Genomic DNA, 24,570 nt, shown 5'->3' on the forward strand with positions numbered 1-24,570 from the left:
TCTAAGCGCCACCCCCAAGCTGTTCGGCGAAATGGCAGGCACTCGAGCGATTGCCGGGCAGGGCCATGCTTTGCGGCACCTCAGTCAGGCAGCGTTGCTGCTTTCCCACACAACGCGGCGCAAAGGCGCAACCCGGCGGCAAGGCCGACATCACGGGAGGCGAGCCTTGAATTGCGCCGAGCTCCTGGCCTTTCTTGTCGGCCGTCGGCATCGAGTTCATTAATCCGATCGTGTAGTAGTGCATCGGCCCGTTGATAATATCGGTTGTCGGTCCGCTTTCGACGATTTGTCCCGCATACATGACAAGAAGCCGGTCGGTGTTTTCCGCCACAAGACCGATATCGTGGGTGATGAGCACCATGGCCATATTGGTTTCAGCACGCAGCTCCTCGAGCAACTGCATGATCTGGCCCTGAACCGTCACGTCGAGAGCGGTCGTCGGCTCATCGGCAATCAGGATATCGGGTTCAAGGGCGATCGCCAGGGCAATCATGATGCGCTGGCACATGCCGCCTGAAAACTCGTGCGGGTAATAGCCGACACGCTGGCTGGCGGCCGGAATCTTGACCTGCTCCATCAGTTCGATGGCTTTTTTGCGCGCGTCCTGCCTGGACGTGCCAGGCCGGTGAACGCGATACATTTCGGCCAGTTGATATCCAACAGTCAGGGCCGGGTTGAGCGAGGTGATCGCGTCCTGGAAAACCATCGATATCCGGTCTCCATGGACTGATCTCTTGACCTCGGCAGAGGCGTTGAGGAGATCGATATCCCCATAACGGACATTGCCTTGAATGGTCGCCGGCGGCGTTTCCAACAGGCCCATGATCGAGTTGAAGCTGACGCTTTTTCCGGACCCTGATTCTCCAAGCACACCCAGGGCCTCACCGCGCCTGATATCAAGGCTGACGTCCCGCACGGCATGAAGCTTGCCATGGGGCGTGTCGAAAAAGACGTTCAGGCCCGAGACCTCGAGAATCGGAGCTTCGGTCGTGTTTTGATCGGGCATTAGATCAGCCATCGCCACCTCTGCACGGGATCGCTGATTGCGCGAACCCAGTTGGCCAACAGATTGAGACTTAATGTCGTGAGAAAAATCGCCAGTCCGGGGAATGTGATCATCCACCAGGCTTCGCGCAGATACTCTCTGCCCCTGGCGATCATGAGGCCCCAGGAGGGCTCTGGCGGCTGCAGGCCGAAGCCGAGGTAGCTAAGGCCCGCCTCCGCCAAAATCATCAAGGCGACTTCGAGCGTTGCCAGAACCAGCAGCGGAGACACCATATTGGGCAGAATATGGCGAAACATGATCCGCGCATCGCCCGCGCCGATGGTGCGGGCCGCCTCGACAAAGGACGACTCGCGATAGGACAGCGTAATGCCGCGGGCAAGACGCGCATAGACAACCCAACGCACGGCCGCCAGCACCAGCACCATGTTTACGAGGCCGCCGCCGGCGATGAAGAGTACAAACATGGCAACGAGCAGTGACGGCACCGCCATGAAGCCGTCCGCCGCCCTCATGACGACGGTCTCGAGCCAACCGCCGTAATACCCGGCCAGGAGACCGAGGCTCGTTCCAAGGATCGAGGAAATGAGCACGGCGATCACCCCGACAGCCACGGAAGCCTGGGCGCCATACATCAGCCGTGAAAGCAGATCGCGGCCAAGAGCGTCCGTACCGAGGAGGTGGAACTGCAACGAGCCATCGGTGCCCTTCGCATAGGATAAAGGCGGCAGTTGGCCGTGAAAAATGTTGGGCAGTAACGGATCGTATGGAGCCAGGAACTGCGCGAACAGGGCTGCAATGAGCAGGATCAGCAGAAAGATGACAGCCGGCAGGACGACCGGCTCGCGCAGCAACGCCTTGAGGATGTGCACAAAGGTGATCTTCTGCTCGCGGGCTTCTTCCTCGGTGCCGACCGGCATGTCCAGCTTGCCTTCCATGGCCCTACCCTTTCCCGAGTTTAGGATCGAGGATCAGATAGCTCAGATCGACGAGCAGATTGATGGTCAGGACAACGATGAGAAGCACAAAGATGGTTGCCTCGATCAGCGGGACATCGCGGATCGCCAGGGCATCCACGGTCAGCGCACCCACACCCGGCCATCCGAAAATGCTCTCGACGATGATGACGCCGGTAACCAGGGTCACGGTCTCGTCGCCGATTGTCGTGATGACCGGCACGGCCGAGTTTCGTAGAGCGTGAATATAGGCGATCCGCCAGCGGGGAATTCCCCGGCCCCGCGCCGCTGCGACATAGGGCTTGGCCAACTCATCCATGATCGACGACCGGGTGATCTGTGCTATTCGCCCGATGGGCCGTAGCGCCAGTGCGATCGCAGGAAGGATCACGTGGGAAAAGGAGCCGTATCCGGAGGTCGGCAGCCAGCCCAGATGCACTGCGAAGATCAGGATCAGAACAAGTGCGAACCAGTATTCGACAACGGAAACGCACCCGAGCGCGAAGACCCCTATGATGCGGTCGGCCACCGTTCGCGGGTTCATGGCCGCGTAGATGCCAATGGGTATCGCCACCATAATGGCGACCAGTATGGTCACCGCTCCCAGAAAGAAGGTTGCGGGCAGTCTCTCAAGTACGATCGGCAATGTGGCACGTGATTCCGGGAAGGCACCATGAACCAGCGGCTTGCTGATACCATATCGAAACGTGTCTCCCAGATCACCGGTAAAAATCCCGCCGATGAAGCGCACATATTGCTCGGACAGCGGGTCCTCCAGACCCATGCGCTGACGCAACTCGAGCACGGCTTCCTCGGTTGCGGCATTGCCGAGCACCATTCGTGCAGGGTCACCGATCTGCCGGTCCGCTAGAAAGACCAGCGTCATCACCACAAGCAGCACGGTGATTGAAGAAACGATCCGTCGAATTATAAAATTGATCTGGGCTCTATTCATCTTCATCCAAACCGTTGAGGTTCTCAACACTATCTGCGCAGTCTGCGGGCTGCCCGCGCAAACCATGCGGACAGCCCGTCTCGGGAGTTATCCTGCTTCGTAAAATTCCTGTTGCTTCACGTTGACCGAAATAGCGCGGTGGTCCGCCCCGAAATCCCGGTCAAATCCCGTCGCCACATCACCGCCCCGCCGCAAAAGTCCGACGGGAACAAACCATGAGACAGGTCGAAACAAGGATCGTGCTTCGGATGGTTTATTGCGCATGGTTCCCCCCAAAAGACATGGCTCTTCGATCCGCTTCCCGGTCGGACGGCAATCAATCTGTCCGGTGAGCATCGCCAAATGGAGCAAGCTGCTTGCCCCACCAAAGGCACCCTCCCAAGAAGCCTTATCGGGAGAAAGGCTAGCACCTCCGTGGTCTTTTGCAACCGGTTGCAAAGACAAAATCGTCACGGGCGCAAAGGTCCGGACTGACGCGTAATTCTTACTCGCTTGATTTTAATCGGTTTTATCCTGCGGTTGGTATTTCGATTTTTTTTCAATTCCTCTGCAATTCACAGCTCCAGCAAAAAATTGCAAAGCTTTGCAATGGCTTACTTCCGGAGTCTTGCCGGCGTGCAGCGCTTGAAAACCACAATTTTTGATGGCGCCGGACGTTGCCGGGTCGCCATTGCTCGGATCAGGCCTGCAGTCGCTGATCCAGAAGCTCGAATTGTCTCATCGTCGCATCGAAGCCCTGCTTCGCCTGCTCAAAAAGTGGCAATTGCCGATGTTTGTCGGAGAGGATCTCGACACCATAGGGGCCTTCATAGCCGGCATCATGCAGTGCGTGGAGAAAGGCCGGAACGTCGAAGCAACCGTCTCCCGGAAGTTCGCGGCAGTGGACCGTGTCGTAAAAGAGCGTGCCCTGAACCTCAGGCAGCGCATCGTTCAGTTCCACCCAGGTGATCGCCTCCTTCGGCATATCCCTGACCTGATCATAACTCATGCCGCCGCGGGCAATGTGCCAGATGTCGACGAGCACCCCTCCATTGTCGACTCCTGCTCCGTTTCTCAGCGCCACGCCCTGGTCAATCGTTGCCAGATTGGCGAAGGGAAGAATCTCGAGGGACAGGCGGGTGCCGGCATCGGCTGCCTCACGACAAAGGATTTCATACTCGCGGATCATGTGATCCATGGGCCAGTCGTTCCTGCCGTCGTTGTCGAAATCGCCGCCAATCTTGATATGCCAGGCTCCGAGGCGTTCGGCGGCGTGCAGGAGATCTTTTCGAACCTGATCCGAACGCTTTCTGCGTTCACCGCTGACGAACCAGTCGGTGATCATCTCGACTTCGACATATTTCATGCCGTTGTCGTCAAGTATGCGCTTCATTTCATCGAAGCCCAGGCGGGCTGAGACCGACATGACGTCAGCATGATGGAACCCGATACCGACATAACCGACGTCACGCGCCATCTCGACCCGTTCCCGAAAGTCGATCGGGCTGACCAGGTCCTGACCGTCAGGGGCGCAATCGCCGTTCATTGTCCAGTAGGTCGCTACGAGTTCCGGTTGCTTCATTGTGTTTCTCCTGTCCGTGGCCCGATCGAAGAGATCATCCGGGATCATTGAGAACTGGCGGGCGGAACGCGCATTGCCGCATTCCGCCCGGGTCCAAACTATTCCTTGGCCCAGTGGTTTTCGATTTGACCGATGTTTTCCGGCGTCACCACACGGCCGGATTTGAGGCAACCGCGATCGCTGCACTCCGGATCGCCGCCGTTCATCAGTACGATTGCAACCCGGATCGCTTCCTGTGCCTGCTCAAAGGCATCATAGGTCGTTCCGACATCCAGGTAGCCCTGCTCCATCAGGGTCACGGCTTCCGGGAACAGATCCTGTGTCGCGATATAGACGTGATTGGGCTCACCGACGGGCGCCCAGCGGTCCAGACTTTCCAAAGCGGCTCTCACCGCAGAAATCGGAAAGTCGCTGGCAAGGAACATGCAGTTTGCTTCAGGGTGCGCAGTGAAGCCATTCACCGTGCCGGACCTGAAAATTTCAGGGTTCCATTCGGTCGGAACGGTTTGCAGCGTTTCGACTGAATCGGATTTGTCAGTCACCAGATGCCACGCGTCGTGGCGGTAGACCGCATTGTTGTCCTTCAGCGCACCCTGCAACTCGATACATTTGGCCTGAATGCCCTTGTCCTCGATCATTTTGACAAAGGCCTCGGACGTCGTAATCGCCTGATTGTAGGTGTCGCCACCCACATGCGCATCCGGTTGCGATGTCGATGAGGTTTTGTCGAAAGTGATAAACGGAATGCCTGCACGCGCCGCGGCACGAATGGAGGCGCCGATCGCGGCAGAGTCCTCACCACGGGCAATGATCACATCCACATCCTGGTTGATAAGGTCTTCAATATTGGCGGCTTGCCGCGTCGGGTCCGCATCCGCAACATTGATGACGAATTCCAGATCAAACCCCGCTTCCGGCCCCTGTATCTCGGCCTCCTGCTGCATGTAGCGTTCCCAGGCCAGCACGATGGCGTTTTCCTTGGCGTTCCAGGCAAGGCCAATGACCTTTTTTTCGGCCGCGACCGCTGCTCCGGCATACAGAAATCCGGCCACCGCGATTGATGCAACCGCCAACTCCCTTGCTCTCAACATGTTCTCACTCCCTTGTTGCTATTTCGCGGAACTTGGTCTGAAGCCACGTGTCAACCTTGAAAGCCAGGACGCATTTCCGCGTTTGAGTGCGTCCACATACATGGCGGCAAATATCAGAGCGCCGGTGACGACCTGATAAATGTAAGGGTCCGCACCAATCTGGTTCAGACCGTTGAAAATCATCTGAAAGGCCAAGGCGCCCAAAACGATGCCGGGGAAAATCGTTCCACGGCCGCCCGACAGGCTGATGCCGCCGACGACGGCGGCTGCAATGGCGTCAAACTCGAGGCCGCGGCCGAGGAACCCGCTGACCGAGCCTACCTGATTGAAGCTGGCGGTTGCCGCAAGTCCGGACAAAAAGCCCGACAAAGTGAAGACAAGAAAGATGGTCTTGCCGGTCGGTATCCCAAGTTGAGTGGCGTTGGCTTCATTGTCGCCAACGGCATTGATGTGGCGGCCCAGAACCGTTCTGCGATAGGCGTAGTGTACGACCAATATGACCAGGGCAATGATGAGAACATCGACAAAAACAGGACCAATCCTGGTGTTGCCCCAGGATCGCGCGACCTCAGGCAGGCCAACAACGCGCGCTTCCGTATACACAAGGCCAAGGCCTCGATAGGCGATCATCGTGCCGAGCGTTGCGATGAGTGCGTCGATGCGCAAAACGGCGATCAAAAACCCGTTGAAGGCACCAAGCGCCGTGGCCGTCACAAGAATGATCGCAAAGCCGAAAACGGGATGAAGTCCGGTGCTCTCCATGATCAGGGCACCTGTCGAGGCCGACAGGAACACCATCGAGCCAATGGAAATGTCGATCTTTCCGGCAAGGATCGTCACGCCGACGGCGCAGGCCGCAAGGGTCATCGGCCCCATGTCGTGCAGCATCGTCATCAGATTGGAAAACGTGCCAAAGCTTGGTGCCGCAACAGCAAAGCCGATTGCAATGAGAACAAGAACGGCAACGATGCCGATATAATCATCGGCGCCGGCAAACCAGGACGGTTTTCCACTTGTTTTCATGCCGCCTCCTCGCCGTTGTCGCGCGATGAGACCGCTTCCATCAGATCATTCTGGGAGGCGCTCCCAGGCAGGGTGTTGGCGATGTGTCCGCGCTTTATGATCAAATACCGGTCGGCCACCCGCATGAGCTCCTCAAGCTCGGAGGAGATCATCAGGATCGCCGCACCGTCCTCGGCCAGTTGGACAATGAGTTTGAGGATTTCAGTCTTGGCGCCTGTGTCGAGGCCCCGTGTCGGTTCGTCGAAAATGTAGATCTCCGGCAGCAGGTTCAGCCAGCGCGCGAACACGACCTTTTGCTGATTGCCACCGGACAGGGTGCCGACGGGCTGGGTCACCGAAGATGCTTTGATCCCTATGCGGTTGACCATTGCGCTGGCCATATCGTTTTCCTTGCGACGCTGCAAAAGGCCAAACGGTCCGGTCAGCGGTTTCATATTCGGCAGGGAAATATTGCCAGCAATCGAGAACGGCATCACCAGCCCCTCCGCGCGCCGATCTTCGGTCACGAGCCCGGCCCGCTGACGCAGTTCAAACGGTTTCAACGGGATCGTAGTACCGTCCGTTTCGCGGTATGCGATCCGGCCGCCATTTGTCGGGTCAAGCCCGGTGAAAGCACGCACCAGTTCTGTGCGGCCCGAACCCAAAAGCCCCCAGAGCGCCAGAATTTCGCCGCGGTGCATTTCGAAACTGATGTCGTTGACAAGCGGCCCGCCATCCAATCGATCGACGCTGACCAGCACCTTACCGGGATGGGTATTGGGCTGGCGAATACGGTCGGTTTCGTGAATGCTGCCGAGCATTTGCTCAACAACCTTCGTGCGCGATGTGTCGGCAACATTCTCCGTCGAAACGGTGTGGCCGTCGCGCATGACCGTGACCCGGTCGCAGACGGTAAAAACCTCTTCGAGAAAATGGCTGATGAAAATGATCGAGGCGCCCATGGCTTTCAACGAGGCCATCAACTCAAAGAGCTTTTGCCTCTCGGGCACCGAAAGGGAGGAGGTCGGCTCGTCCAGAATGATGATTTTCGGCTCGGCCTTCATCGCCCTGGCAATCTCGACCAACTGCCGGTCACCGGTGCTGAGTGACGACGTCGGTTGATGAGGCGACACCTGGCAGCCGACAAGCGCCAGAAGCTCAGCGGAGCGCTCGTACATCTGCGCCCTGTCTATGCGATAGCCGGGCCCCGGAAAGGCATCGATGAAAATGTTCTCCGCCACGGTCATCGTGTTCAACGTCGTCAGTTCCTGATGGACGAAGGCAATGCCGTGACCCATTGCGTCCTTGGCGGATTGGATTGAGACCGTATCGCCGTTGAGCTTGATGACGCCGGCATCCGGCTGCAACACACCGCCGAGGATGTTCATCAACGTGCTTTTTCCAGCGCCGTTGGCTCCCATGAGTGCGCAGATCTCGCCTTGCCTGACCGACAGGTTCCCGTCCGTAAGAGCTTTGACGCCGCCGAAGCTCTTGACGATCCCGCTCATCTCCAAAATGTTCTGGCCGATCATGCGCGCCTCCGCATGATCGTGTCGATATAGACAAGCAGCAGGATGATTGCGCCTTTCACGACCAGACTGGCAAAGAACGAAATCCCGAAAAGGTTGAGCGAGTTGGTGATCAGTGTGACGACCAGGGCTCCAAGCGCGACGCCAAGAGGCGTGCCGATGCCGCCATATATGCTGACACGCCCGATGACACAGGCGCTGATCACATCAAGCAGCAAGGCATCGCTACCCAGTTTGGCGGATGCCGACCCCAGACGTGCGACAAGGAAAATAGCCGTCAGACCTGCGGCTGCGCCTGCAATGACGTAGGACCCCCAAACGATTTTGCCGGTTGACACACGCGCGATAAGCGCCGCGCGTTCATTGTATCCCACGGCGCGCAGTTTCTGTCCGTAGGGCGCTTTTTCAAGGCACAATTGTCCGGCAATGATGGCCAGGAAAAATACCCATACCGATACCGGCAGACTGAGAAAACGGCAGAGGAAAATGTCTTCGAAAACATACGGATGCCCGAATACGCTTTGTGAAGCCGTAATCCAGATCGAGAAACCACCGACGACGGTCATTGTCGCAAGCGTCACCACAAATGGCTTCATCGACAGGAAACCGACGGCAAAGCCATTGAATGCCCCGACAAGCGAGCCGACCGCGAGCATGGCCAGCGGGCCGATCCAGACCATCTGCGTATCGCGCATCAGCATTGCGCCGATGATGCCGGCGAAGGCCATTGTGGCGGGAAGTGAAAGATCGATCCCGCCGCCGACAAATACGAAGCACAGGCCAATGGCCAGTGTGCCCAGTATGGATGCCTGGACCAATACGTTGATGAGATTGTTAACACGGAAGAACGAGGGCGCGTTCACATACATGACGGCAAGCAGGCCGATCACAAGCAGGCCGATGACGAGGTTTCCCAGATACTGGGAATGTCGCCCGGCCAGAAGGGCAGTCATTTCACCCCCTCAAACGGCTTGTTGCGATCAGTTAAAACGCCGGGATACATGACTATTTTGCGCCTTTCCGACCGGGTGCTTCGAGCTGCCTTTGGCTGCGCGCGCTCCTATTGCGGTCAGGATCGAGCCCGTCCTGGATCACAACAAAGCCTTCGGGATCGTCGTTGTTGACGATATTTCCGGTGCGGTTGATGAACCTGTCTGGTGGCGCCGAAGCGTTCCAGCCGGCCTCAGCGGAAATGTCTTGATCTCTCATCTGCTCCCTCGCATTTGGGCTTTTTGTGAGTTTGTTTATGACTTGCCCAAGTCTCTGCGCGCCTCGACCGAGCGGACTGCCCTGGGGGCGCAATTACCCGCTTTTCTCGATTTCCTCCCTATGCTCTCCCCGACCGTTCCATGCTGTGCAGACCGTCTCGTGCATGAGGCGCAACTGGCTTGAAAAATACGCCCCGTCGGGGCGAAGAACGGCCAGTTCACTCATGCTGAAATTCGGTATTCCCGTGCACCATTCCGTCGCCCAGAATTCGTCATCGGAACCCAAATTCAAACAAGATCAAAGAAGTTCATTTTGAACAATTGTTTGTTTACAGGGGCTTACGACAACTGATCAGCGCGTTCCTGCGATCGTTGCAATGTCGTTGAGATCGACTGCTTGCCGCTGAGCATGTCGTGAATCTCTTCCCCAAGGATGGAAACCACCGAGGAAAAACTGGAAACAGGTGGACGTGGCCACAGTCTTATTTGTCCTCGCCTGGCCATCTGATCCACTGCGGTGATCATGGGCGACAATTGTTGTACGTCCGGATCAGATCCGACACTCAGGCGCGGCGTAACATGCCCGCCATGCTGCACAAGCAGCTTTATCACTTCCGGTGAAGATATCCATTCAATCGCATTCCATGCGGTCCGAAGGCGGTTAGGAGCGATATTGCTTGGAATGCCGAACGCAAAGCCGCCAATGGGCGCCACACTGGACCGGGGCTGCCTGTCGCCTTCAATCGCACCCCTCGGATGGGGCAGATAATCAAGTTCCCGAGCCGCTGCAAAGCCATTTAACTGCGCCTCTCGGCTTGCCCATTCATAGGCAATAGCCACTTTGCCTTCACGCAGAAGATCCACCTGACCATCCCAACCCATGGAAAGAACGTCAGGCGCGGAAACGGCCAGCAAATCGATCATGAACCGAGCCGCCAGGTGACCGCGATCCGTATTGATAAGCGGCTTTAGGGCCTTGTTGCTAAGGCGGCTGGTTTGAAAGCCGCCAACCGACCGGTCAAGCTGAAACACAGGCTGTCCGAAATCCGCAAGGAACTGAATAAATGCCTGCCCCACCGGGCCACCGCGCGCGGCGGTCCATGACACCCCGTACTGTCCGATTGACGGACGGTGCAATACACGCGCTGCCTCAAGAAGCTGGGCCGTTGTGTGCGGCGGCGGGATATTCAAATCCGCGAAGAGATCCTTGCGATAGAACAGCAATTGGGGATTGATGAGAATGGGTATTCCGTACTGGTTGCCGGCGAAAACCGTGCCACGCCAAGCAGACGACACAAAGTCTGAGCTGTTGAGCTGACTGTCGCCAGCCACATCATCCAGTGGGGCAAGCACTCCACGCTGCGCGAATTCGGCGATCATCGGCAAGTCGACCGCAACCACATCGTAACGGGATTGAGGCAACTCGCTGTTGTCCAGAATCTTCTGGCGAAGCGAATCGATGGAAGCTTCATGAAATCGGGCCTGACCGCCCATAAGATAGTTTAACTCCCGCCTCAAAGGCTTGCCGAAGGAATAGGCGGGATCTTCAACAACGAGAATTTCCAGGCCGTTGCCAAAACCAAGACTGTTGCTGGCTATCGGAGGCGCACCGATGAAATCGCGGCCTGCCGGCCTCCGGGACCGCCGGGAGCCGACCTTTGCCGTGCCGCTGATGGCGACTGCGGATTGGGTTGCCATCAACAATGATGTCATCTTGGCAATGAGCTTGGGGCTCGGGTGCACCGAAAAAGAGCGGCCCGACTTGGTCCGGGGCCGTAGGTCGATAAGGCCTTGATTGCGCATCTGCGCCACCCGGCGCGTGGCGGTTGTGTAAGGCACCTCAGCGGCCTGGGCCAAACTGGTGGGTGTCGTCAAATACCCCATGAGATGGCGCTTCATCAGGAAGAGCGACATGACCATAAGTGGATCCGAGATCGGTTCTTCAACCCAAAGATGTTTGAGGTTACGCAGACGTTCCAGCAACTCGATGGTCTGGATCAACTCCTCTTTGGTCATCTTTTTGAGCCCTCACCCCGACGGTAATACATTCAGAAAGTTCAAAATGAACATTTTCCAGCTAGCGGAATCCGAGCATTGTGATTGAATTCCTTCCGTCGGGGATATTTTTTGCAACCGGTTGCAAATTAGATTTTAGTACCACTCCTGACAGAAAATAGAAAGGGAGGAAGTTAATGGCACGATCACCATGGACGAAAATGCTCGGCGCTGCTTTCGCGGTATGCTTCTACGGAAGCGCGCATGCCGCCGGAGGGGGCGGGGAGCTTGTTGTCGTCGCCAACCAGGAGCCGCAATCCATGCAGGCTCAGGTCACTTACAAGGAGATCAACGGCGTTGGACTGCGCAATGTCATCGAAAACCTGACCCGGCTGGATCCGGCTACCAATGAAGTGCTGCCCATGCTCGCGTTGAGCTGGGAGCAGGTTGAACCGACATCCTGGCACTTCAAGCTGCGCGAAGGTGTGAAATTCCACGACGGCACCGACCTGGATGCCGAAGCTGCGGCCGTCAGCATCAACTGGCTTTACAGCGATGAGAACAACTTCAGCATCCGCGAGATGATGGGTCCTCAGATAACGGCCGAGGCTGTTGATGACATGACCCTTGCCATTAACACCGAATCCCCAGACCCATTGCTTCCGAGGCGGATTTATCTGGCAGGCCTGACATCGGCCAAACAGATTCTGGAAAATCCGGCGGATCATGACGTCCATCCCATCGGCACCGGCCCTTATATTTTCGACGAATGGAAACAAGGCCAGTACTGGACTGCAAAGGCCAATCCGGACTGGTGGGGCAACGACGCGGAAGATACCTACGGGGATATCCACTTTGACAGCCTGCGTGTCATATGGAGACCGGAGCCAGCCGTCCGTTCGGCGATGGTGGAAAGCGGCGAGGCCCAGGTTGCGATGTTCCTGACCAAGGAGGAATGCGACCGTTTCAATGAGGCCAGCGGCGTTGATTGTATCGTAAAGGGATCCGACACATTCCTCAGCGTTCGCCTGGACTATCACGGCGCACAACCGGTTCTGGAGGACCTCAGGTTCCGCGAGGCGGTCTTCACCGGCATCGACTGGGAAGGAATCCGCATCAACCTGATGGGGCTGGGCGAGCCGCTGGCAGGCCAATTGCTGCCGTCGGCTGCAACCGGCTTCCATGATGGTATTTCCCAGTATGCGTATGACCCGGTCAAGGCCAAGGCTCTGATTGAAGAGCTGAAGGGCGAAGGTCAGGACATACCGACGATCCATATCGCGACGCGGCTTGGATCCACGCCAAGAAACGGCGAGATGATTGAAGCCATGGGCGCGATGCTGAACGGTATCGGGGTTCCAACGACAGTTGCCGTTGAAGAGCCCGGTGTCTTCAACCCGTGGGTGACCACCAAGCCTGATCCTGCCCGTTCGGGGATGTGGCTCCACCCTCAAGGCAATCCGCTCATGGACTATGCCGCTCAATTCAGCGCCCACTACCTTTGCGGCAGCATCATTTCGGTCTTCTGCGATCCGGACTTTGATGCCCGGGTTGCCGCGGCCGGAGCACTGGTCGGAGATGAACGTCACCAGGCCTTGCGCGAGCTCGTGAAGGAGGGTCATGACCGTTACATCATGGGCGCGGTCGGCCTTCTGCAGAGAGCTTATGGAGTTCCTGAAGGCTATGAGTGGGACTTCGGTCTCGATCACCGCATCCTTGCAGTGAACATGAAACCCAAAGACTGATTTGTGACAACCAAAACAGGCGCTCCCGGTCCATCGGGGGCGCCTCAATCTTTCCTGACGTGATTCAGCTGTAAACTCAGCTTTGTGGAGCATAACCGCGTTGGGGGCGGCGCCCGGCCCGTAAGGCTCGCAGGCTCATCGCGTCAGCGATCACGTGTTTCTTTCTTATGTCCGCCGCCTTCTGCGCCAACCATATAGTTTTATATGTCGTCCTTCTGGCGCCTGACTTGTCTCCAAGGCCTTTAGAGAGATCATCAATTCTGCAAGATTTGGCGACGCCTTCTATCCACGCCATCGCTTCGACAATGGCCGGTGCTTTTACGGATGCACATGTCCAAAAGCGGGGCTTTGTGCGCACGTGCTAAGGCAAGACTGGAATCTCGGGGACTGAATGGCGGAGAGAGAGGGATTCGAACCCTCGAGACGGTATCACCGCCTACACACTTTCCAGGCGTGCGCCTTCGACCACTCGGCCACCTCTCCGCTGCGGTCCGGCCTCGGGAACAAAACCGATTGCCGAACCGGCGCGCAATATAGTCAAGCCATGGCCAGGATCAACCAGAATCTGACGCTTTGATGACGGTGCGGCAGACGGACGCCCCGAAAACCGGTTTCCGTACGGCGGTGTGAGTTTCCGCACAGAAAACAAAACGCCGGTAAGTATATTTCAAGCAGTTGATTTCCACGTGATGCCGACTTGCGCTATGCATGTTGGAAAGAGCCGGGGGGCGACCGGCCGAGCGTGGAATCAAAAAGACAAATAAGGGGATGGGAGTCCAACCGTCATGCGGTTTCTTCTGCGGGCAATCAGCCTGTTGGCGCTGATCGTGGCCGTCATCAGCGCTGTGATCGACGCAATCCGTTCTTTGGCCGCCTCCGAGGTCATCATAACGCCGCTCGGCTCGGCGTGGTATTCGTTCAGCCCGGACACACTCAACCTTGCCCAGGCATTGATCCAGCGAAACGTTCATCCATATATATGGGATCCAATCGTGCAGTGGATCCTGCTGCAGCCGACATGGGGCGTTTTTCTTGCCCTGTCGCTGATCCTTTATCTCGTCGCCTGGCGGCGCCCGAGACCGGCAGGCAGGTTCGCTGCGCGCTAACCTTTCGCGGGGCCCGAACCATGTTCAGTATTTTTAGCAGGAAGTCTGAAATGCCCGATCCGGCGGATGCCTTGCCGGGCAGAAACGAGCCGCTTCAAACGGCGAGCCGGCATTTTGTCAACGGACATGAACTCAAGGGACCCTACCCGCAAGGCCAAGAAACAGCCTATTTCGCCATGGGGTGTTTTTGGGGCGTCGAGCGCCTGTTCTGGCAGCGCGACGGCGTTTTCGTGACCGCGGCCGGTTATGCCGGGGGCACAACTCCCAACCCGACCTACGAAGAGACCGTGACCGGCATGACCGGACATGCCGAGGTCGTGCTTGTTGTCTACGATCCGCTAAAGGTCAGCTATGGCGATCTTTTGAAGATCTTTTGGGAAGGGCACGACCCAACGCAGGGCATGCGCCAGGGCAATGATGTGGGCACCACCTACAGGTCCGCCATCTATACGGTGGACGACGCTCAGCTCGCGCAGGCACGCGCCAGCAAAGATGCCTATCAGGCATCGCTCGAAGCAGCCGGCATCAGCCACCGGATAACCACTGAAATCGCGCCCGCCGGTCCGTTTTACTTCGCCGAAGAGTACCATCAACAATATCTGGCCAAAAACCCGAACGGTTATTGTGGCGTGAGAGGCACCGGGGTTGCCTGTGCCACCGGATAGACTCTGGCGTAAACCGTAAGCCGATCATTCGATTGCGTTTGTTGATCAAACGGTTCATTTTTCACGTGATCTTTGCTGGTAGCCATGCAAGGATATGGCAGAGCCTTGCCGGAATTCCGGCCTCAAAGGCTTTGAATAAGCCGTATGAACGCGGCGAAAAGGATAAAACGGAACAACACAGGGTTGGTGAATATGAAGCGAACACTACTCAGCATCTTTGCACTGGCAGCGATGTCCGCGACCGCACTGGCGGCCGATATCAAGCCTGCCATCATCTACGATCTGGGCGGAAAATTCGACAAATCGTTTAACGAATCCGCCTATAACGGAGCTGAAAAGTTCAAGGCCGACACCGGCATTGAGTATCGCGATTTCGAGATCCAGAACGACGCACAGCGCGAGCAGGCACTGCGCAAGTTCGCCCGCGACGGCAACAACCCGATCGTCATGGCAGGGTTCTCATGGGCCGCAGCGCTTGAAAAGGTCGGCGCTGAATTTCCCGATACGAATTTCGCCATTATCGACATGGTCGTCGACCTGCCGAATGTACGCTCCGTGGTCTACAAGGAACAGGAAGGTTCCTACCTCGTCGGTGTGATGGCCGCCAAGGCCTCCGATTCGGGCACGGTGAGCTTCATCGGCGGAATGGACATTCCGCTGATCCGCAAATTCGCCTGCGGCTATGCGGGCGGTGTGAAAGCCACCAATCCGGATGCAACGGTTCTTGAAGCCATGACAGGCACCACACCGGATGCCTGGAACGATCCGGTCAAGGGCGGCGAAATCGCCAAGTCACAGATCGCACAGGGTTCAGACGTTGTCTATGCAGCCGCTGGCGGCACCGGCATCGGCGTCCTGCAGGCGGCTGCCGATGAAGGCAAGCTGGGCATCGGCGTCGACTCCAACCAGAACGGTATTCAGCCCGGTTCGGTCCTGACCTCTATGCTCAAGCGCGTCGACGTGGCTGTCTACAATGCCTTCAATGACGCAAATGACGGCAAGTTCACCTATGGCTTCAACGTACTTGGCCTTGCCGAGAACGGTGTCGACTACGCCATGGATGACAACAACGCCAAGCTGGTCGATCAGGACATGCGCGACGCTGTCGAGCAGGCAAAGGCCGACATCATCGCCGGAAAGATCACCGTGCACGACTATATGTCGGACGAGAACTGCCCTTACTAAGCAGCAATCCCGCGATAGAAATATCAGGCCGCCGGACATTATGCCGGCGGCTTTTTTGTCAGAAGGCTCCGGGGAAATGCCGAGGCCAGCGCCAGGGCAGCACCGCGACAATGTCACAGCGCAGCGAAAGCCTCGCTGCGTCGGGCTGGCGCGAAAGCCAGATATCGCCGGCAGCAGCGATGCGCCGCGCCGACGTCGCGGTAACAGCATCCACCGCCTCGCGTTCACCTGCCCGAGCCTTGACTTCAATCAGGGCAACAAGATCACCCTTGCGGGCGATCAGGTCGACCTCGCCTGCCTTGGTCCTGAACCGGCGCGCGACGATGCGATATCCTTTCAGGCTGAGGGCAAGCGCCGCCAGCCACTCGGCAATGTGGCCGCGCCGATAGGCCCGTTTCTTCTTTTGCAGGGCCGTCGCCGGATCGTCCTTCAATCCGCTTCGTCCTTGATTTCCAGCAAGCGCCGGTAGAGGGTCTTTCGGGGAAGCCCGGTGCGGCGCGCGGCTTCGCTTGCGGCCTGCGCCGGAGAGTGTGTCCGGATAAGTTCGCGCAACAAGGCCTCGGCCTCCTCCTCGCTTGTGGCCTGCGCCGGCGGCGGCCCGATGACCAGCACGATTTCGCCCTTGACGGTATCGGCGCTGCGGTAGTGCCCGGACAGATCCGCAAGGGTGCCGCGGCGGATTTCCTCGAATGCCTTTGTCAGCTCCCTGCAGACGGATGCGGGCCGCTCGCCGCCCAACACGGACGAAGCCGTCTCGAGCGAAGCGGCCAGACGCCGCGGCGATTCAAAAAGGACGAGGGTTGCGGACACGTCTCGAAGGCGCTCAAACCGTTCGCGGCGCGCCTTGTCTTTAGCCGGCAAAAACCCGGCGAAAAAGAAACTGTCTGTCGGAAGGCCCGAGCCGACAAGCGCCGCAAGCGGCGCCGATGCGCCGGGGATCGGAATAACCGGCAGATCGGCGTCAAGCGCGTCACCCACAAGGCGAAACCCCGGATCCGATATGAGAGGCGTTCCGGCATCGCTGACAAGTGCGACGCTTTTTCCCTCTTTCAGCGCCGCAATCAGCTTCGGGCCGGCCCGGTCCGCATTGTGTTCATGATAGGCGACAGGTTTTGTCGCGATGGCATAGCGGTTCAGCAACGTTCTTGTGACGCGAGTATCCTCACAGGCAAGCACATCGGCCTTTGCCAGCACCTGCAAGGCGCGCAGGGTGATATCGGCCAGATTGCCGATCGGGGTTGCCACCAGATAAAGACCCGGCTCCACGGCAGGGGCCTGGAGGCTATGCGCGCCGATTTGAAACGATCCGTGCATTCGTTCAGTTTTCCATTATCCTGTGGGACGCGCCAGCTTGCCCTTGATCTTTACCCGGGGGCCGATAGGCAATATGTACGCATCTTGCCACAGCGGCAAATGCCACAGAATGGGACCCGGCACAAACCGGGCACGGGCCGGGAGATGGGATGAGACGTATTTTTGGCAAGGCAGCGCAAAAACTCACGATTCCGGCCCTGTTGGGTGCGGCGTTGGTGCTGTCCTCCTGTCAGGCAGCCAATTACGGTCTTCCCCAGGGCAGTGGCCCGACGGAACCGGCGCCGCTGACAAGTCTTCCGGTCAAGACCGGCCCGGCAACTGGCGAAGTGCTTGGCACCGGTGTGACACGGGTCGCGCTGCTGCTGCCGCTGTCCGCACCGGGCAATGGCGCCACCATTGCCCGCGAATACCGCAATGCGGCCGAGCTTGCGATCGAAACCCGAGGCCAGCAGTCGATGGAGCTGGTGATCAAGGACACAACCGGAACGGCTGCCGGCGCGATTGCCCGCACCGAGGAAGCCATTCGCGAGGGCTCGGCCATCATTCTGGGACCGGTGTTTTCGGGAAGCGTGACATCCGCGGCCTCAGTTGCCGGCCCGCAAAACCGCGTCATGATCGCCTTTTCGTCCGATCCCTCCGCAGCTTCAGGCGGCGTGTTCCTGATGTCGTTCCTTCCCAACCAGGTGGTGGACAGGACCGTTTCCTATGCGACCGGAATCGGGCTGACATCCTTCACCGCCATATTGCCCAACGGAGCCTATGGCGCGCTGGTGGAACGCCAGTTGCGTGCGACACTTCAGGCGCGCGGGGGCGTACTGAACGGCGTATCGCGCTATGACTACAACAATGAATCCGTTGTCGCCGCCGTCCAGCAGGTGCTGCCGGCGGTCGAACAGTCCGATGCGATCTTCATTCCCGATGGCGGAACGGCACCGATCGCGATCGCGCGCGTATTGCAAAGCGAGGGTGTCAAGCTGCGCGACAAGCGCTTGATCGGTACGGGCCAGTGGCGGTCGTCAAAACTGTCGTCGCCCTTCCTTCAGGGCGCAATCTTTGCCGATATGGATCAATCGGGGTTTGAGGCCTTCAAGGTGCAATACAAGGAACGCTTTCAGGCCGATCCGACGGTCAATGCGGGCCTTGGATATGACGCCGTGACAATGGTTGCGGACCTGCTGACGACCGGCAACCCGGCTGCGCTATCGCGCCAAAGCATAGAGCGGCCGCGCGGCTTTCGCGGTGTGACCGGTATATTCCGTTTTCAGGCGAACGGCGACACGCAGCGCGGGCTTGCGGTCTATCAGGTTCAGGAAGGCGACGTGACTGTCGTCGATCCGGCACCGCAGCAGTTCAGCACCTTTGATCCGGCGCAGTTCTAGCAGGCAATCAGTTCCGGCGCACGGTGGCGAGCGCTCCGGCAAAAGCCTGCGCGAAACTCTCGCGGTCATCCGGATTGAGGAAAGACCCGACATCCGTCGACCTTCCCTCGCCGGTCACGCGCATACCGGTTATGCCGAACTCTTCATGTCGCGCAATGTGAAATCGAGCCCAGAACGGATTGAAGCGGTGTTCACGCACCCGCCCCGAGGGTGCGACTTTTCGGATCGACAGATCAGTACGCGAGACGCTGACCACCTCACGCGCCCTGGCGGCCCGGTAGTTCAACCAGAATGCGCCGCCAAGAAGAACAAGATCGAAAATAAAAAAGCCGGTCACCGGCCAGGCGCCGGCGACGGCGAAAATCAGCCCGTGGAAGGCCGTGGCAGCGACGACAATGACCATCAATATAACAAAGCCCGTCCGCGACAGCGAGCGGTGCGGCGTCAGCAGCGCCTCGAAAACCGGCGCCTCATTGTCGCGGACCTTGTTGACCGGTCCGTCGCCATGGATGGCATTGCGTTCCCTCATAGCGTCAGAATATAGAGTGTTCATGGAAAAGGCCAAAATGAAATCCGCCCGCGCCGGCACCAAAACCGGCACGGCCGCTCCGCGAAAGCGCCGCAAAAGGTTGCCCAAGGGCGCCTACAGCCAGGATGAGGTCACCGAGATCTTCCACCGCTTCAGCGTGCAGCGGCCGGAACCGAAGGGCGAGCTGGAACACGTTAATGCCTATACGCTTCTTGTCGCGGTGGTTTTGTCCGCGCAGGCGACCGACGCCGGGGTCAACAAGGCAACGAGAGCGCTGTTTGCCGCCGCCGACACGCCGCAAAAAATGCTCGGGCTTGGCGAAGACAAGGTGCGCGAGCACATCCGCACCATCGGCCTTTACCGCAACAAAGCAAAAAATGTCATCGCCCTGTCAAAAGCACTAATTGAAGATCATGGCGGCGAGGTTCCGCCTGACCGCGATGCGCTGGTGGAGCTGCCGGGCGTTGGCCGCAAGACGGCGAATGTGGTGCTCAACATGGCCTTCGGACAGCCGACGATGGCTGTTGACACGCATATCTTCCGGATTGCGAACCGGGTCAGGTTGGCGCCCGGAAAAACCGTCGACGATGTCGAGGAAAACCTGCTGCGGACAATCCCGGACCAGTTCCTGCAGCATGGCCATCACTGGCTGATCCTTCACGGGCGCTATGTGTGCAAGGCCAGAAAGCCCGATTGCGCGGCCTGTGTGATTGCCGATATCTGCAAATCAAAGGAAAAGACCTGCGACATTCCGGCGGCTCTGGTGCCAGTGGAACAGAAGGCGATCAGTTGAGAGCGAATTCTGGGTCTTTTGCCGACAACATCTTGTGCAGATGCACCATCAGGCCAGCGGCAAAAAGCGGCGTCAGCAAATTGAGCAGCGGGATGGACAGGAAGGCGGCAATGACCAGGCCTGCGGCAAAGATGGTTGCCCGGTATTTGGAGCGCATCATTCGCACCTCCTCTTCACTGCGGTAACGCATGGCGGCGAACTCGAAGAATTCGCGGCCAAACAGGTAGCCGTTCACGAGCAGGAAAGCGACGATGTTGATACCCGGAACGAGCAGCAACAGCAGCGCGATGATATTGCCGGCGATGACGATACCCAGAAATTTCAGCGTATAAACAATCGCCCTGCCAATCGGCACGGATTCGCCCGGCCGATCACCCGGATAATCGCGGCCTTCGATGATCTCGGCAACGCCGTCGAGAAAAAAGCCGGCGACAACAGCAGTGACCGGCGCAATCAGCAGGGCCAGACCGACGGCAAGGCCAAGCCCGGCGAAGATTGCCAGGACAAAGCCCAGCCAGCCAGCCCAGTCGGGGACGCCGGGAACGAGGTGCTCAAGCCATGGCAGCGCATAGGCCATGAAAAGCCCGCGCAAAAGCGTCCATAGCCCGACAAGCATCAAGACCGTGATGCCAAGGATCTTCCAGAAGACGGACCGGGATTCAGGCGCAAGAAGATTGCGCCCGGCAAGACGCGCGGCTTCAATGATCATGGGAGGTTTCCGGGTAGTTCATGGCATTCAGATAGGGATTTGATGCCCGGATTCAATGCAACTGCCGCAAACCAAAGGTTTTCCACCATCTGACGCTTCAATTTGACATCGAAACCGTCTAGGACGGTCGGCGGACAACACAAAGGGAGCCTGTTGCCCCATGGAAGAACTCGATGTTCTTTGCGTCGGCAATGCCATTGTCGACATCATCGCACGCTGCGAAGACACGTTTCTCATTGAAAACGAAATCACCAAGGGGGCAATGAACCTCATTGATGCCGACCGCGCCGAGCTGCTTTACAGCCGCATGGGACCGGCGGTGGAGGCATCGGGCGGCAGCGCCGGCAATACGGCCGCCGGGATCGCCAGTTTCGGCGGCAAATCGGCCTTTTTCGGCAAGGTGGCCCGAGACCAGCTCGGGCGGATTTACGAACATGATATCCGCGCGCAAGGGGTCGTCTTCAGGACGGAACCGCTTGACGGCCCGCCACCCACCGCCCGCTCGATGATTTTCGTCACGCCCGATGGCGAGCGCTCGATGAACACCTATCTGGGCGCCTGTGTCGAGCTGGGACTGGGCGATGTCGACGAGGAAATCGTCGCCGCGTCCAAGGTCACCTATTTCGAGGGTTATCTCTGGGACCCGCCAATGGCGAAGGAGGCGATCCGCAAATGCGCGGACATCGCACACGCCAATGGCCGGGAAGTCTCCATGACGCTTTCCGACCCCTTTTGCGTGGACCGCTATCGCGACGAATTTCTCGACCTGATGCGCAGCGGGACGGTCGATATCGTCTTTTCCAACGAGCATGAGGCGATGTCGCTTTACCAGACCTCGTCACTGGACTCAGCGGTTGAGGCGATGGTGCAGGACTGCAAGCTGGCCATCGTCACGCTCAGCGAACGCGGATCGACCGTTGCGCGCAATGGCGAGCGCATATCGGTCGATGCCATCAACATCCGCGAGCTGGTGGATACGACCGGCGCCGGGGATCTCTACGCCGCCGGGTTTCTTCACGGCTATACGAGCGGGCGGTCGCTCGAAGATTGCGCCAAACTCGGCAGCCTTGCCGCCGGGCTGGTGATCCAGCAGATCGGACCGCGTCCGCACAGTTCCCTCAAACAGGCCGGTATCGATGCGGGGCTGATGTCGGCCAGCCTTGTCGGTTAAGAACTGTTGTGCGGCGGACGGCCGCGCTTGTGACGGTAGGACGGCAGCCGCCAGCCGAACCGAAGCGCGCCGCCACGAATAGTGAAGGCCACCGCGAAGGCGAGGATGGATGCTGCAGCGCCGGCAACGTCCAGCCTGATCGCCAGCACATAGGCGCCGGCTCCCAACAATGCGGCGGTTACATAGATCTCACGGCGCATCAGCACCGACTGTTCTCCCGACAAAAGGTCGCGCAGGACGCCGCCAAATGTTGCCGTCAGGACGCCGGTCACAATTGCAACCGCCGGCGATGAGGTTGCCGAAAGGCCGATGGCGGCACCCATGACCGAAAACAGGGCAAGGCCCGCCGCATCCAGCCACAAAAGCCATCGATACCGCGACTCAAGCCTGTTTGCGGTAAAGAAAATCAGCACCGCAACAACCGCGCATATCAGCAGATAGACATGTTCGCGCACCCAGAAAACCGGGGTCAATCCAAGGACGAGATCGCGCAGGGTTCCACCGCCGATGCCGGTGATCGAGGCCAGAAACAGGAAGCCGATTATATCAAGCTGCTTGCGCGAGGCAGCCAGCGCCCCGGTTGCCGCAAAGACCGCGACACCGGTGTAATCGAGCAGGTTCAGAATAGTCACGCGGCCAGCATATAGCGGCACCGACAAACGGCAACCGCCATGGGTATTGCCCGGATCACAGGCTTCCTATTCGGCGTCACCGGTCGTTGTTTCTGCGGGGCTCTCAACAGGCTGCTTGGGCCCGCCCTTGGCAACCCCGACCATTGCCGGACGCAGGACACGATCGCCGATCACATAGCCGTCCTGAACCACCTCGACGACGGTATTGTTGGGCACGTCGGGATTGGGTACCTCGAACATGGCCTGATGGAAATTCGGGTCGAATTTCTGACCGGCGGGCGACAGGCGTGTCACGCCGTGGCGCTCTAGCGCCGAGAGCATGGAGCGCTCGGTGAGTTCAACACCTTCCATCAGCGCCTTCAGACCGGCGTCGGCAGTTTCGCGGGCTTCGGCCGGGATGGCGTCGAGCGCCCGGCGAAGATCATCGGAAACGGCGAGCATGTCACGCGCGAAGTTGGAGACGGAATAGGTCTTGGCGTCACGCACATCGCGCGCCGTGCGGCGGCGCAGGTTGTCCATTTCCGCCGCAAGACGCAGATATTTGTCCTTCAGCTCGTCGCGTTCGGCGGCAAGAAGCTCAAGCGGCGAAGGCTGGCCTGCCTCCGGACCGTCGTTTGGCGAAGCCGTGTCGGCCGGACCGGGCTCACCCGGCTGGTTTGCCTCCGCAGGACCGGCTGCAGCGGAATTCACGCCATCTTCCGCTCCAATATCCGTTTTTTTGGTTTCGTCGGACATCGTGCGAGTTTCCTTTATAGCGGTTTTTGCTTTGTTGCCCCGCATATCGAGGTTTCAGCGGAAAAAATCAAGGGACAGGGCCGCCCGAATTCACCGCATTCGCAACTTTCAGCGGATCATGCGGGAAACCATCTGGGCGGTGTAATCGACCATGGGAACAATCCGCGCATAGTTGAGGCGGGTCGGCCCGATCACGCCGACTGCGCCAATGACGCGATCTTCCCCGTCCCTGTATGGCGCGACAATCAGCGAGGAGCCGGACAGGGAGAAGAGCTTGTTTTCCGAACCGATGAAAATACGCACTCCGGAGCCGGCTTCGGCCAGCTCCAAGAGCTCAATGAGGCCGTCCTTTTTCTCCAGGTCGTCAAACAGAAGACGCAGGCGTTCGATTTCCTCCATGTCCGAAATCGTATCGAGAAGATTGGCGCGGCCGCGCACGATGAGCTGCGAGGGCTGACCGTCGGCGCTTCCCGACCACACCGCGACACCGCGTTCGACAAGTGTCTGGGACAGCGCATCCAGTTCCCGGCTGACCTCGTTCTTCAGCTTTTTAAGCTCGCCCCTCAGCTCGTTCAGCGTGCGGCCGGCAATATGCGCATTGAGAAAATTGGCCGCTTCCGTTAACTGCGACGCCGTCACGCCTGCCGGCAGGTCGATGATGCGGTTTTCCACCTGGTCGTTGTCGCCGACGAGCACGACCAGCGCCCGTTTGGGCTCGAGCCTGACAAATTCGATATGTTTGATGACCGCATCGTTCTTGTTGGTGATCACCAGCCCGGCACCGCGCGACATGCCCGACAAAAGCTGGCTGGCCTCCGTCAGCAGGGTTTCAACCGACTGGTTGCGCTCAACGCTGCTGACCTGCCGTTCGATCATGTCGCGTTCTTCATGGGACAGATCGCCCGATTCCATGAAAGCGTCGACAAAAAACCGCAGCCCCTGCTGTGTCGGCAAACGGCCGGCGCTGATATGCGGCGCGTAGATCAGGCCCAGCTCCTCAAGATCGCTCATGACATTGCGCACCGAGGCCGGCGACAATGCCATCGGCAGGACACGCGACAGGTTGCGCGAACCGACCGGATCGCCGGAATCCAGATAGAGCTCGACGATGCTGCGAAATATCTCCCGGGTCCGGTCATCAAGGCGAGCCGGGCGCTCGATACCCATTTGCGAATCCTTACTCATGCAATCGGTCTCTTGGCTGCTGCAGCGTCCATACACGTAGTTTCCCGGTCACCGCGAAAAAATCAAACGGCTTGGACCCTATATAGTGCATTTTCTTTGCAAGCGCCGCAAAGGAAGGCTAG

Annotated in this window: 24 protein-coding genes and 1 tRNA gene; 7 read left to right on the forward strand and 18 right to left on the reverse strand. The window is 58.6% G+C overall.

Annotated features, from left to right (window positions below; genetic code table 11):
- Position 1: 1 nt before the first annotated feature.
- The 10 genes from OQ273_RS19805 to OQ273_RS19850 form a co-directional block, all read right to left on the reverse strand.
- Positions 2–1,018 (reverse strand): ABC transporter ATP-binding protein, encoded by a 1,017-nt coding sequence (locus tag OQ273_RS19805; RefSeq protein ID WP_267992656.1) that lies wholly within the window; start codon positions 1,016–1,018, stop codon positions 2–4.
- The gene (locus tag OQ273_RS19810; protein ID WP_267992657.1) at positions 1,006–1,941 is read right to left on the reverse strand and encodes an ABC transporter permease; all 936 of its coding nucleotides are present in this window, start codon (positions 1,939–1,941) and stop codon (positions 1,006–1,008) included. Before OQ273_RS19810 ends, OQ273_RS19805 begins: the two co-directional genes overlap by 13 nt.
- A gap of 4 nt (positions 1,942–1,945) precedes the next feature.
- Entirely contained in the window at positions 1,946–2,914 is a 969-nt protein-coding gene (locus OQ273_RS19815; RefSeq protein WP_267992658.1) for an ABC transporter permease, read from the reverse strand.
- Positions 2,915–3,593: 679 nt separating this feature from the next.
- Complete coding sequence (locus OQ273_RS19820) at positions 3,594–4,475, reverse strand: sugar phosphate isomerase/epimerase family protein (protein ID WP_267992659.1); 882 nt, start codon at positions 4,473–4,475, stop codon at positions 3,594–3,596.
- A 98-nt stretch (positions 4,476–4,573) separates the two neighbouring features.
- Positions 4,574–5,566: a sugar ABC transporter substrate-binding protein gene (locus tag OQ273_RS19825; RefSeq protein WP_267992660.1), complete on the reverse strand. Its 993-nt coding sequence runs from the start codon at positions 5,564–5,566 to the stop codon at positions 4,574–4,576.
- An 18-nt stretch (positions 5,567–5,584) separates the two neighbouring features.
- Positions 5,585–6,589, reverse strand: a complete 1,005-nt coding sequence (locus tag OQ273_RS19830; RefSeq protein ID WP_267992661.1) for an ABC transporter permease — start codon at positions 6,587–6,589, stop codon at positions 5,585–5,587.
- Entirely contained in the window at positions 6,586–8,100 is a 1,515-nt protein-coding gene (locus OQ273_RS19835) for a sugar ABC transporter ATP-binding protein (protein ID WP_267992662.1), read from the reverse strand. Before OQ273_RS19835 ends, OQ273_RS19830 begins: the two co-directional genes overlap by 4 nt.
- Positions 8,097–9,050: an ABC transporter permease gene (locus OQ273_RS19840; protein ID WP_267992663.1), complete on the reverse strand. Its 954-nt coding sequence runs from the start codon at positions 9,048–9,050 to the stop codon at positions 8,097–8,099. Before OQ273_RS19840 ends, OQ273_RS19835 begins: the two co-directional genes overlap by 4 nt.
- 52 nt (positions 9,051–9,102) lie before the next feature.
- Complete coding sequence (locus OQ273_RS19845) at positions 9,103–9,306, reverse strand: hypothetical protein (RefSeq protein WP_267992664.1); 204 nt, start codon at positions 9,304–9,306, stop codon at positions 9,103–9,105.
- Between the two features lie 338 nt (positions 9,307–9,644).
- Positions 9,645–11,321, reverse strand: coding sequence for an extracellular solute-binding protein (locus tag OQ273_RS19850; protein WP_267992665.1), 1,677 nt, complete (start codon positions 11,319–11,321; stop codon positions 9,645–9,647).
- A gap of 176 nt (positions 11,322–11,497) precedes the next feature.
- Between OQ273_RS19850 and OQ273_RS19855 the strand changes: the two genes are divergently transcribed.
- Positions 11,498–13,045, forward strand: a complete 1,548-nt coding sequence (locus tag OQ273_RS19855) for an ABC transporter substrate-binding protein (protein WP_267992666.1) — start codon at positions 11,498–11,500, stop codon at positions 13,043–13,045.
- Positions 13,046–13,437: 392 nt separating this feature from the next.
- Here OQ273_RS19855 and OQ273_RS19860 read toward each other — a convergent pair.
- Positions 13,438–13,528, reverse strand: a tRNA-Ser gene (locus tag OQ273_RS19860).
- A 302-nt stretch (positions 13,529–13,830) separates the two neighbouring features.
- Here OQ273_RS19860 and OQ273_RS19865 point away from each other — a divergent pair.
- From OQ273_RS19865 to OQ273_RS19875, 3 genes are all read left to right on the forward strand, one after another.
- The gene (locus tag OQ273_RS19865; RefSeq protein WP_267992667.1) at positions 13,831–14,151 is read left to right on the forward strand and encodes a hypothetical protein; all 321 of its coding nucleotides are present in this window, start codon (positions 13,831–13,833) and stop codon (positions 14,149–14,151) included.
- Positions 14,152–14,171: 20 nt separating this feature from the next.
- Positions 14,172–14,816, forward strand: coding sequence for a peptide-methionine (S)-S-oxide reductase MsrA (gene msrA, locus OQ273_RS19870; RefSeq protein WP_267992668.1), 645 nt, complete (start codon positions 14,172–14,174; stop codon positions 14,814–14,816).
- 192 nt (positions 14,817–15,008) lie between these two features.
- Positions 15,009–16,001, forward strand: a complete 993-nt coding sequence (locus tag OQ273_RS19875) for a BMP family lipoprotein (protein WP_267992669.1) — start codon at positions 15,009–15,011, stop codon at positions 15,999–16,001.
- 58 nt (positions 16,002–16,059) lie between these two features.
- Here OQ273_RS19875 and OQ273_RS19880 read toward each other — a convergent pair whose 3' ends face one another.
- Both OQ273_RS19880 and rsmI read right to left on the reverse strand, forming a co-directional pair.
- Positions 16,060–16,434 carry a YraN family protein gene (locus OQ273_RS19880; RefSeq protein WP_267992670.1) on the reverse strand — a complete coding sequence of 125 codons (375 nt, stop codon included), beginning with the start codon at positions 16,432–16,434 and terminating at the stop codon, positions 16,060–16,062.
- Entirely contained in the window at positions 16,431–17,315 is an 885-nt protein-coding gene (rsmI, locus tag OQ273_RS19885) for a 16S rRNA (cytidine(1402)-2'-O)-methyltransferase (protein ID WP_267992671.1), read from the reverse strand. The genes OQ273_RS19880 and rsmI overlap by 4 nt, the downstream gene beginning before the upstream one ends.
- Before the next feature lie 149 nt (positions 17,316–17,464).
- Here rsmI and OQ273_RS19890 point away from each other — a divergent pair, with 149 nt between their 5' ends.
- Positions 17,465–18,694, forward strand: a complete 1,230-nt coding sequence (locus OQ273_RS19890; RefSeq protein WP_267992672.1) for a penicillin-binding protein activator — start codon at positions 17,465–17,467, stop codon at positions 18,692–18,694.
- 7 nt (positions 18,695–18,701) lie between these two features.
- On the opposite strand, the gene OQ273_RS19895 is transcribed toward OQ273_RS19890, so the two are convergent.
- The gene (locus tag OQ273_RS19895; RefSeq protein ID WP_267993158.1) at positions 18,702–19,223 is read right to left on the reverse strand and encodes a DUF2244 domain-containing protein; all 522 of its coding nucleotides are present in this window, start codon (positions 19,221–19,223) and stop codon (positions 18,702–18,704) included.
- A gap of 22 nt (positions 19,224–19,245) precedes the next feature.
- Between OQ273_RS19895 and nth the strand changes: the two genes are divergently transcribed.
- Positions 19,246–20,016: an endonuclease III gene (gene nth / locus OQ273_RS19900; protein WP_267992673.1), complete on the forward strand. Its 771-nt coding sequence runs from the start codon at positions 19,246–19,248 to the stop codon at positions 20,014–20,016.
- On the opposite strand, the gene OQ273_RS19905 is transcribed toward nth, so the two are convergent.
- Positions 20,009–20,725: a sulfate transporter family protein gene (locus OQ273_RS19905; RefSeq protein WP_267992674.1), complete on the reverse strand. Its 717-nt coding sequence runs from the start codon at positions 20,723–20,725 to the stop codon at positions 20,009–20,011. The genes nth and OQ273_RS19905 overlap by 8 nt on opposite strands.
- Positions 20,726–20,885: 160 nt before the next feature.
- Between OQ273_RS19905 and OQ273_RS19910 the strand changes: the two genes are divergently transcribed.
- Positions 20,886–21,896, forward strand: coding sequence for an adenosine kinase (locus tag OQ273_RS19910; protein ID WP_267992675.1), 1,011 nt, complete (start codon positions 20,886–20,888; stop codon positions 21,894–21,896).
- Here OQ273_RS19910 and OQ273_RS19915 read toward each other — a convergent pair.
- From OQ273_RS19915 to hrcA, 3 genes are all read right to left on the reverse strand, one after another.
- Entirely contained in the window at positions 21,893–22,528 is a 636-nt protein-coding gene (locus OQ273_RS19915) for a trimeric intracellular cation channel family protein (RefSeq protein ID WP_267992676.1), read from the reverse strand. The two genes, OQ273_RS19910 and OQ273_RS19915, sit on opposite strands and share 4 nt — an antisense overlap.
- Before the next feature lie 66 nt (positions 22,529–22,594).
- On the reverse strand, positions 22,595–23,263 hold the full coding sequence (grpE, locus tag OQ273_RS19920) for a nucleotide exchange factor GrpE (RefSeq protein ID WP_267992677.1): 669 nt from the start codon (positions 23,261–23,263) through the stop codon (positions 22,595–22,597).
- A 108-nt stretch (positions 23,264–23,371) separates the two neighbouring features.
- A complete protein-coding gene (hrcA, locus tag OQ273_RS19925; RefSeq protein ID WP_267992678.1) occupies positions 23,372–24,448 on the reverse strand; it encodes a heat-inducible transcriptional repressor HrcA in 1,077 nt (358 codons plus the stop codon).
- Positions 24,449–24,570 lie beyond the last annotated feature (122 nt).

This window comes from Hoeflea prorocentri (assembly GCF_027944115.1).
GTDB classification, from domain to species: domain Bacteria; phylum Pseudomonadota; class Alphaproteobacteria; order Rhizobiales; family Rhizobiaceae; genus Hoeflea_A; species Hoeflea_A prorocentri.